Source organism: Sulfurimonas sp. (genome assembly GCF_028694895.1).
GTDB lineage: Bacteria > Campylobacterota > Campylobacteria > Campylobacterales > Sulfurimonadaceae > Sulfurimonas.
Genome location: NZ_JAQVKA010000063.1, coordinates 1 through 9009 on the forward strand (window position 1 = coordinate 1; position 9009 = coordinate 9009).

General features: G+C 34.3%; 7 protein-coding genes. 1 reads left to right on the plus strand and 6 read right to left on the minus strand.

Annotated features, from left to right (window positions below; genetic code table 11):
- The 3 genes from PHI38_RS07465 to PHI38_RS07475 form a co-directional block, all read right to left on the minus strand.
- Positions 1 to 839 (minus strand): hypothetical protein (locus tag PHI38_RS07465; protein ID WP_299854550.1); only part of this gene is annotated, 839 nt, incomplete at its 3' end.
- A 38-nt stretch (positions 840 to 877) separates the two neighbouring features.
- Positions 878 to 3463: a DEAD/DEAH box helicase family protein gene (locus tag PHI38_RS07470; RefSeq protein ID WP_299854552.1), complete on the minus strand. Its 2586-nt coding sequence runs from the start codon at positions 3461 to 3463 to the stop codon at positions 878 to 880.
- Positions 3456 to 5249, minus strand: coding sequence for a site-specific DNA-methyltransferase (locus PHI38_RS07475; protein WP_299854555.1), 1794 nt, complete (start codon positions 5247 to 5249; stop codon positions 3456 to 3458). Before PHI38_RS07475 ends, PHI38_RS07470 begins: the two co-directional genes overlap by 8 nt.
- 139 nt (positions 5250 to 5388) lie before the next feature.
- On the opposite strand from PHI38_RS07475, the gene PHI38_RS07480 reads away from it, so the two are divergent.
- Positions 5389 to 5583 carry a hypothetical protein gene (locus PHI38_RS07480; protein ID WP_299854558.1) on the plus strand — a complete coding sequence of 65 codons (195 nt, stop codon included), beginning with the start codon at positions 5389 to 5391 and terminating at the stop codon, positions 5581 to 5583.
- Between the two features lie 64 nt (positions 5584 to 5647).
- On the opposite strand, the gene rhuM is transcribed toward PHI38_RS07480, so the two are convergent.
- The 3 genes from rhuM to PHI38_RS07495 all read right to left on the minus strand — a co-directional run.
- Positions 5648 to 6643, minus strand: coding sequence for a virulence protein RhuM/Fic/DOC family protein (gene rhuM, locus PHI38_RS07485; RefSeq protein ID WP_299854560.1), 996 nt, complete (start codon positions 6641 to 6643; stop codon positions 5648 to 5650).
- Positions 6644 to 6673: 30 nt separating this feature from the next.
- Positions 6674 to 7669: a MoxR family ATPase gene (locus PHI38_RS07490; protein ID WP_299854562.1), complete on the minus strand. Its 996-nt coding sequence runs from the start codon at positions 7667 to 7669 to the stop codon at positions 6674 to 6676.
- Positions 7666 to 9009: hypothetical protein (locus PHI38_RS07495; RefSeq protein ID WP_299854564.1), on the minus strand; the 1344-nt coding region annotated here is incomplete at its 5' end. The genes PHI38_RS07490 and PHI38_RS07495, both read right to left, overlap by 4 nt.

The following is a 9009-nucleotide window of genomic DNA, read 5'->3' on the forward strand; positions in this document are numbered from 1 at the left end:
AAGTTTGAAAATGTATTCATAATGAAATTTAGCTCACTTAAAAACGTAGCTAAAAGGCCCTCATCTATAGAGCCAGAGCTATCAATCGCTACTACAAACTTAAACCTTTGACTCTTTGAGGATGGAAGATATATGCCGCTATAAAGAAGCTTTTTGCTCGGAGGAAGAAGTGTGTAGTCATCCCTGTAAAACTTATCTAGTGCGACTCGGAGCTCATCTCTCCAATCAATTTTACTCTCACGCCCAATCTTAAAAAACCTCTCCATCGTTGCTGGAGTCTCGCCATCTTTCTGGGCTTCATCAAGTTTAGCCTTAGCAAACTCCTCAAAGAGTTGCTCTTCTTGGCTTAACTCTGAGCTTTGAGTGTTGTTTTGTTTATCTGAGTTATCTTGTACATCTTGTATATCATCGGCTTCATACTCAAGCTCATCTCGTAAAATATCATCTTTGAGCTCGGCATAAATCTCTTCAGCATACATCCCACTAAATCTCTTGGAGTAATGCGCTCTATCTGGCCTCTCAAGCCCATTTTCAACCAACATATCATTTATGGCATAGTCAGTAGCCATCTGCCAAAGCCAGCCACTCCTACCATTTTTTCTAGCCTCATGAGCGAGCGAAGCGTGCATAGCACCATTTGCAAAAACAAACTCCATCTCTTTATCTGTCAGCTCTGCTAAGAAATCACTGTTGTACTCTAACTTTATGCCATTACTCTTAAAGCTCTCAATATCATCATTTAAGATTAGTTCTAACTTTGAAGCAAGAGTACCAAATAGTGGATAATCAACTAAAAGCTTAGCTTTTGCTTGGGAGATTTTTTGCTCGATGCTTGACATGTAAAAGTATCCGTTTTTTAGAGCTATTATATCAAAGCTTAGAGTATCAACTCCACAAACTTCTCTCTAAATTCGCTCTCATTAGCATAGTTATAAAAAGGCAGACCAAAGATTTTATAACAGCTATTTTCATAAAGCTTCAAACCATCTTCGTTTATATCTTGAAGTTTTAGCCTATTTTCATTAGTACATTTTGTTATATCTGCCAAAAATTCGTTTTTCCACTTCTCGGGAGAGTTTTCAAAGCCTTCTTTTTCATCTTTTGCCCAGTCTCCTTTTGGTTCACAAAAAATCTGATGATAACAATCATTTTTATCTTTTAAAAATAGCACAAAATCTGGCTCAAATCGTGCGCCATCTCTTGCTGTGTCAAAGCTATATATTTCAAACGCTTTTTCGTTTCTGATCAGCTTGACTTCTTTATATTTCTGCTTCAATTCATCTGAAACTTTGAGCATAAAATCTGTAAAGTGTCTCTCTTCGCTTGTCCCGCCATGAGGCTCGTAAACATACCAGTCATCAACAATATCTATACGACTATCACTATCTCTTTTCTTTAAAATTTTTATCGGGTCTATCTTTGAATTTATCCGAACAGGATAAAACTCACTACTTCCAACAGACTCTTTTGCATTTTTGATAATTTTATCTTCGATTATTTCTAAAAGTTCAAGAAGATATTTTATTTTGACTTCATGAGTCAGCGCAAACTCTTTTGTAGTATGAAAAACAAACTCCACATCACCCAGATAGTGACTACTTTGTATAAATTCATTGATACTTTTTAAATGTGTAAAATATTTTTTTAGCGTATTAAAATAAAAAAATGGCTTTTTGTTTATAGCCACTCTCACTAGATTTTTATCTTCATCTTTGATTTTAAATCTGCTTACTTTTGAAAATCTAGCCTCTTTAATCTCATCTTCAAAAACAACTATTTCACTACTGCTGTTATCAAGACTTCTTTTTTGATTTTTGTATGAACTACCTACATAATCACTTAAACCACTGATTTTACTTTTATCTTGAGCAATTTTTCTATTTAGAAAAACAAATCCATTTTTATATAACTCATCATCCAAAAAACTCTGTTTGAGTTTTAGTTTAACCGTTTTAGGCTCACTCTGGGCATCATCAATAAGCCCTATTTTTCTCAGTTCGTCTGTAAGTGCTGTAATATAATCACTTCTGTTGATACTGTAAAAGTGCATCTCTTCTAAAATCTTGAGCGGGTTTTCAAACTCTCTGTCAAACTTTCTTTTGTACTTCTCTTCTTCTTTATACTCAAATGGGAAATACCTCGCTCCACGCCCTATAAGTTGAGCTTCGCTTATTGTACTTTTGCTATTTTTTGAAGCTTCATCAAGTTTTACAATGTCAAAAAGATTTAAAACATCCCAACCTTCATTTAAGATATCTACCGCAAATATGGCTCTTATAGGATTTTTAGTATCTTCAAGAGAATTTAGATACTTTAGTTTTTCATCTTTATCTTTTACTTTTGAGTGGATTACCAAGCAGTTTTGTTTTGCAAATCCATACTGCAACCCTTTTATAAAACTCTTTTTATCTGTTACGATTTTTTGAAGCTCTTTTATGGCTTTTACATCAGATATTTTAAAAACTTCATCTATTTTTTCTACACTTAAACCATCTATTAGTTTTACAAAACTCTCAAATACCTCATCAATATTTTCTGTATTTTTTACAGTTTTAAACATCACAACTGGTTTTATGCTGAGATTTAGCTCTTGCTGTGCAACTAGCCGTCTGTATTCACTCACCATAACCGCTTGAAGTATCCGCATCTCATCGCTAAAGTTATCATTTATAAGTTTTATATCTTTGGAGTATCTATCCTCACGAAATTTTATAAGCGGATAGTCATAAATGATTTTGTCTTTGTACTTTTCGCCTATGTTTTTGTTTTGCAAATCTTGTGTTGCTGTAAACTCTAAGAGAATATTATCTCTGTTTGTCTTTAGTAGATTTTTTGTAGTTTGCTCCCAATTTTTCTCCGTCTCTTTTTCTGTCTTTGTATTTGCATTTAAGTGGTGCGCTTCATCTGCGATAAGGACAATTTTTTTATCTTTAAAATCTGCGTATGTAATGGAGTTTTCTTTTATGGTAGTTTCCAAATCACTGTGAAGTTTGTTTATGGTTGTAAATAGTATGTTTATATCATCACTCTTTGAGCTGTCAAATGTATCTTCTATGATGTTTACATGTAACTCTTTATTGTTTATGAGAATCTTCTCTTTAAAGAGATATTTACTTGAAAATCCATTGGCAAGGTTCTCTTTTGTTTTTGTGATGATGTTGTTTGTGTTTACGAAAAATATAAAATCTCTATATCCTAGTTCATATAAATACAAAATAGATGAAGCGATAATATTCGTTTTTCCGCTTCCTGTTGCCATATGAAAAAGCAGATGTTTATGTGGCATATCTGAAAAATATTTATCACTCATATAATAAATGAAATTTTGAAGTGCCATTATTTGGTATTCTCGTAAAGGCTGTTTAATATTTTCGTTTATAGATTTTGGAATATCTGGTCTATCAACAGGTCGTCTAGGATGATTAAAATCACCTTCTATCTCTTCATAGAGTAAATTACTCATTTTCAAGTCCACTTGTGCCAGTTTTGGTATAAAAAGCTTTGTTGATTTTTATCTCTTCATCTGACATGTCATAATCTTCGTCTTGTATCTCTGATACTGGAAGATAGTGCATATTAGCGTTGAGTTTGCCTACTTCTGCATCTTTAAAATTATCTATCTGTTTGAGTTCGGCGTAGATAAAACTACCTCCACCCTTCCACTCTAGGGCTTTGCTAATTCCGCCTTGCTCACCATCAAGCACCTTTTTCATCCGCTCAACAGCAATATCTTCTATGTAGTCCATCTGCTCGATGCCTATGTATCGTCTGCCCATCTTATGAGCGACTGCACATGTAGTTCCGCTACCTAAGTGGAAGTCCATTACTAGGTCGTTTGGTTTGGTTGATATTTCAATAATTCGATGAAGTAGTGCTTCTGGCTTAGGAAAAGCAAATACTTTAGCATCAAAAAGTTTATCAAGTTGCTGAGTACCTTTTTGTGTAATAAGTTCCTTGTCTTGCCAAAATGTCGTTGGCATAGTTGTTTGGGAATAATCTTTTTTGAAAATTCTTATAGAGCCATCATTTCCAATTCTTGCCACAACCTCATCTGACTGTACCTTTGCCTTTTCTTTGCCCCATCGCCACACTGATTGTAAATTATCTACTACTGTAGGCAACACTTCCCTATATCCCTTAAGAGGTTCCGTAGATACTGGCATAAAGCCATCATCACCAATATTGTTTGCATCTACATAAAACGGATAATATAAATTTGGTCTATTCGAAAAATTGAAAAATTTTACCGCTCTATTTCTCAGTCCAACAATATCAAAATTACCTTTATTATCTTTATACGGAAGTTTTTTGTCTCGATTTGTCATTTCGTACATATCTGTATTTGATATGTCTTTCCCATAAACCAATAAGTACTCATGGGCTTGTGCTATGAAACCATATCGTCGTCCCTCTGGCTTCACTATATTAACTACTGTTGAAATAAAGTTTTTATTTCCAAAAATTTCATCCATCAAAATTTTTAGATATGCTTGTTCATTGTCATCAATTTGAACAAATATTACTCCATCATCGCTCAAAAATTCCCTCGCCACTTCAAGACGGTTCTTCATAAAAGTAAGCCAAGTAGAATGGTTAAATCTGTCGTTATATTTAAAACTGTCATTTCCAGTGTTGTATGGTGGGTCTATGTAGATGAGTTTTACTTTTCCTGCGTATTTTTTCTTTAAACTATGAAGGGCTATGAGGTTGTTTCCTTTTATGATGAGATTGTCATCCTCGCCTATTTGCGGATTTTCTTCCACGCCATCTTTTGTGTAGCGTTTTATATTTGTAAGTGCTTTTGGCTCAAAGAGTCTATCAATCTCTTCACGGCTTAGTATCTCGTTATAAAAAACTTCACTGTTTTTTTCATCATCTTTGCTTTGCCCACCCTCCAAAACGCAGTCTTTGTGAGGCCATGCAAGGACGACATCATCAAACTTCTTTATAAAACTATCTTTTTTGATAAGCCCTATTTTGTTTGTGTAAGAGGTAAAAGAGTTGTTAAAATACTCATTCATAGTAAAAAATTCTATAAGCTTGTTTTGCTCTAAAACAAAAACATCATCTATCTTTATAAAAAACTGTTCTCTTGTTTTCTCATCGCTTAGGAGCAACTTGACTAAATCTCTGTCTATTTTCTCTATCGCTTCAAGTACATTTTGTATAAAAATATTTCCATCTTTATCTACAAATTTTTCATTTTGTTTTAGTAAGTTTTGTACATGCTCTACTGTTTTTAATATCATATATATTTCTCTTTTTTATATTTTTTAGAAAATAATTTTCTATTCTATAAAAGTAAAGCAAAATATTTGCTTTTTATAGTAATAAAGAGATATATATTTGTGAATTTGATTTATAGACTTAATCTTATAGAATTTTTTTATGAAACTAACTCAACAAGACATGGCAAGACTTCTTAAAGTAACACCGATGACACTAAGAAATTGGCGAAGGGACAAACCATTTTTGTATGAAATATTGCAAAAAGGCTTTGCTTTTGACGAAATTGTAGAAGCTCAAAAAGAGAGTTATGAAAAAGCTTTGGAGTTGCAAGAGAAGTTTAAAACAAACAGATAATTTGTGGTCTAAATTTTCGACCGCAAATTTTTATTTTATTACTGATGATTAACTATTTTAATCTTTATTCCGCTTCATAAAGCATATTTATAACAAGCTTTATGATTATCTCTTTTTGATCTGGGTGTGACTGCGCTACTAAAAGAGCTATTGATGCTAATGCGTTATCGTTGATTTTTGCTTCACCATTTGATTTATACAAGATGTTGTTTTTGTGTAAAAATAGTACAAATAGATAAGCGCCTATGCGTTTGTTTCCATCATTAAAGGGGTGTCCTTTTATGACATAGTAAAGAAGATTTGCGGATTTTGCTTCTAGTGAAGGTATAAGGTCTATTCCTCCAAAGCTCTGATAGATATTGAGTAAATTTCCCTTAAACTCTCCTGCTTTTTCTTGTCCAAATAGCTTTGTAGCTTCACCTTTTTTTATAAGTGCTTTTTTCAGTTCAGCTATCGCTTCTTTTGCTTCATCATAATCTAGGACAAATCTTGACTCGTTTGTCTGCACTATCTCTTCTAAACTCTGCTCATCATAGCCTTGCAGTAATGCCCAGCTTTTAGCATAGTTACTAATGATTTCTACAAAGCCTTTTGCTTCTATAGTGCTTAACTTTTCATTTTCAATACTTTGTTTTATGAGTTGAATTGTTTGTTCTAGTTCTTGGAGTTTTTGTTGTTGAAGTTTGTCTTTGTTGAGTGAGTAACCCTTTAGAAGGTACTCTTTTAGTATCTTGTTTGCCCAAATACGAAACTGCGTACCTTGTTTTGACTTTACACGATAGCCTACAGAAATAATAACATCTAGATTATAAAATTTTATATTTTGAGTTTGCGTTTTATGCTTTATCGCACCATGTTGAGTGGTGTGTGCAAAATTTGCACATACCATCTCTTCTTCTAATTCATTTTCTTTAAATATATTTCTAATATGTTTAGAAATAACACTTCTCTCTCTACCAAAAAGCTCTTCCATCTGCTTCTGATTAAGCCAAAGAGTCTCATTTTCGATAGTAGCTTTTAGTTCAACATTTCCATTTTCATATATAACTATATCGCTCATAAATATCCTTTGTAAAATTTCTAATCTTTTTTACCCCAAAAGATAAGCGAACTTTTTAACCCAACCCTTAAAGGCTTCTGAGTGTTCCATCGTTATGCCATTTCTTTGTAGGTCTTGTACTATCATAACCGCAAATTCTGGTTTTAAATCAAGTGTATATTTTAGTAGATTCTCTAGTCTCTCTTCATTTTTATCTCTAAGAAATGCACTTACAAGTCCACCGCTTAGTGCGTATAGGACATCTACTTCATCGCTATATTCGCCCTTTGCACTTTTAAGTATCATATTTATATCTGGTAATCTTGTCTCTACTTTTATAAAAGATAAAAAAGAGACTGCAACATCTCTTGAAACTGCGCCGCTTATCGCGTCAAGCAAGAGTGATTTTGGCATGTTTGCTTTTAAGATACTATCTACATACTCCCAACTTCTAGGGGTTGCAAAGCTTTTGGCATCGCTTTTTGCATCAAAGGTAAAAAGGTGCTCATTTTTGTACGAGATATAAGAGATAACTCTCTCATCAACTCCACTCTTGTAAGCCCAAAGCCGCCAATCTTCTACATCAACGTCCATCTCAAAGTGAACAAATCTATTTGCCAGAGGGCTTGGCATGCGGTATGTTACTCCCCTATCGCTATCACGGTTTCCAGCGGCAACTATCGCCCAACCTTCAGGCAACTCATACTCTCCAACTTTTCTATCTAAGATTAGTTGATACGCTGAGGCTTGCACACTTGGTGGTGCGGAGTTTAGCTCATCTAAAAACAGAACTCCCTCACCATCACGAGGCAAAAACGCAGGAGGTGCCCAAAGCGCTGTATGCGACTCTTTATCGTAAAATGGTATCCCTTTTAAGTCCGTTGGATCCATGAGGGCTAGTCTTAAGTCTATAAAATCAATACCTCTACTTTTTGCTATCTGCTTTACGATGGATGACTTCCCAATCCCTGGAGCACCCCATAAAAAAGTAGGAACTCTCTGCTGTATCAAAGAGCCAATCGTTACTATCAAATCTGTTGCTTTCATACTTCCCATCCTATGTTTTCTTGTTGTATATGTTTTCCAAAAGCAGGATTCTCTTTTACCTGACGTGCAACTCTTGAGTCAAGTTGAAGCTGATAAAGTGCCTCAACTGGAGTGTTTGGATTTTGCGCCAGAGCTTTTAAAACTTCTATATCTTGGCTATTTGATAAAGCCTGAAGTATCTCATGAGGAGTGTTTAGGTTCTTTGCTAAAGAGGCGTGATTTGCCTCATCTTTGTACGCTTGAGCTAGAGCTTCTTTTGAGATAACACTATTTTTATATATCTCAGATGTAAGCGTTTTAGACCTATGCGCAAGCAAGCCCATCGCTACGCTATTATCTAGGTTTTCATTATTCGCTAAAGCCATATTTGCTTCATTAAGATTTAGATTTACAACTCTTTGCTGCATCTCAGGAGTAAGTGAGCTATTTTTTGCAACTTCTACTGGAGTTTTTTTAATTAGCTCTTCAAAAATATCACTCTCTAGCCTTAGATTTTGCGCGATATTTTTTACATACTTATCGTCTTGTAAAAGTTTTAGCACAAGTTCTTTTGATAGATTATCACCCATTGAAAGAGCTTCTAGGACCTCTTCATTCATAGAGTCATAGAGCTTTATCTGCATCCCCTCATCACAATCAGACCTCATAGCAATGAGTGTTTTAACCATTGGTCTTGCTTTTTTTATAAGTTTGTTTAATACACTTTTTGGAGTTTTTGGGTGTGTTGCGATTGCTGAGAGGATATTTAAATTTGCGCCACTTAGCGCTTCATGTAGACTCTTTTGTAGTGGTTCTAGCTCAAATATCATCTCAATTAATTCGGGCTTAGAAGTTTGAGAGATAAGGTGCATAAAGCCTGAAGTAGCGTATTGGACGTTATGGTTTCTCTCTATATTTTTATAAAACCTAAGAATGATTGCAGCACTTACATCACGGTTATCATCATTTTCAAAAAAATCTTCACCACTCCATGAGTACATCTTTAGAAGTTTAAAAAAGAGTTCATCATTTATAGTTGAGTTTTGTATAAAAGATTTGAGCCTCTCTTTATTTCTGCTAAGTTTTAGGCTCATCAAAAGAGTATCTGCATCTATATACTTTGCAAGCTCCTTCTCAAGCACATCAATAGAGATAAATTCAAGCGACTTTGATTTTGACTCATAAAGTGCATTACTAGAATTTTGCTCATAAGGAGTCATCATCTTGCCCTCAACAACAAGGGCAATGTCTTCGGAGAACCCCTCTGTAATTGTTATCTTATGAAACTTCATCTGTGAGGCAAACTCATCGTTACTAAATGCGCGACTTTTGCCAAATAAAAGTATACTTTTGTTTTGTAA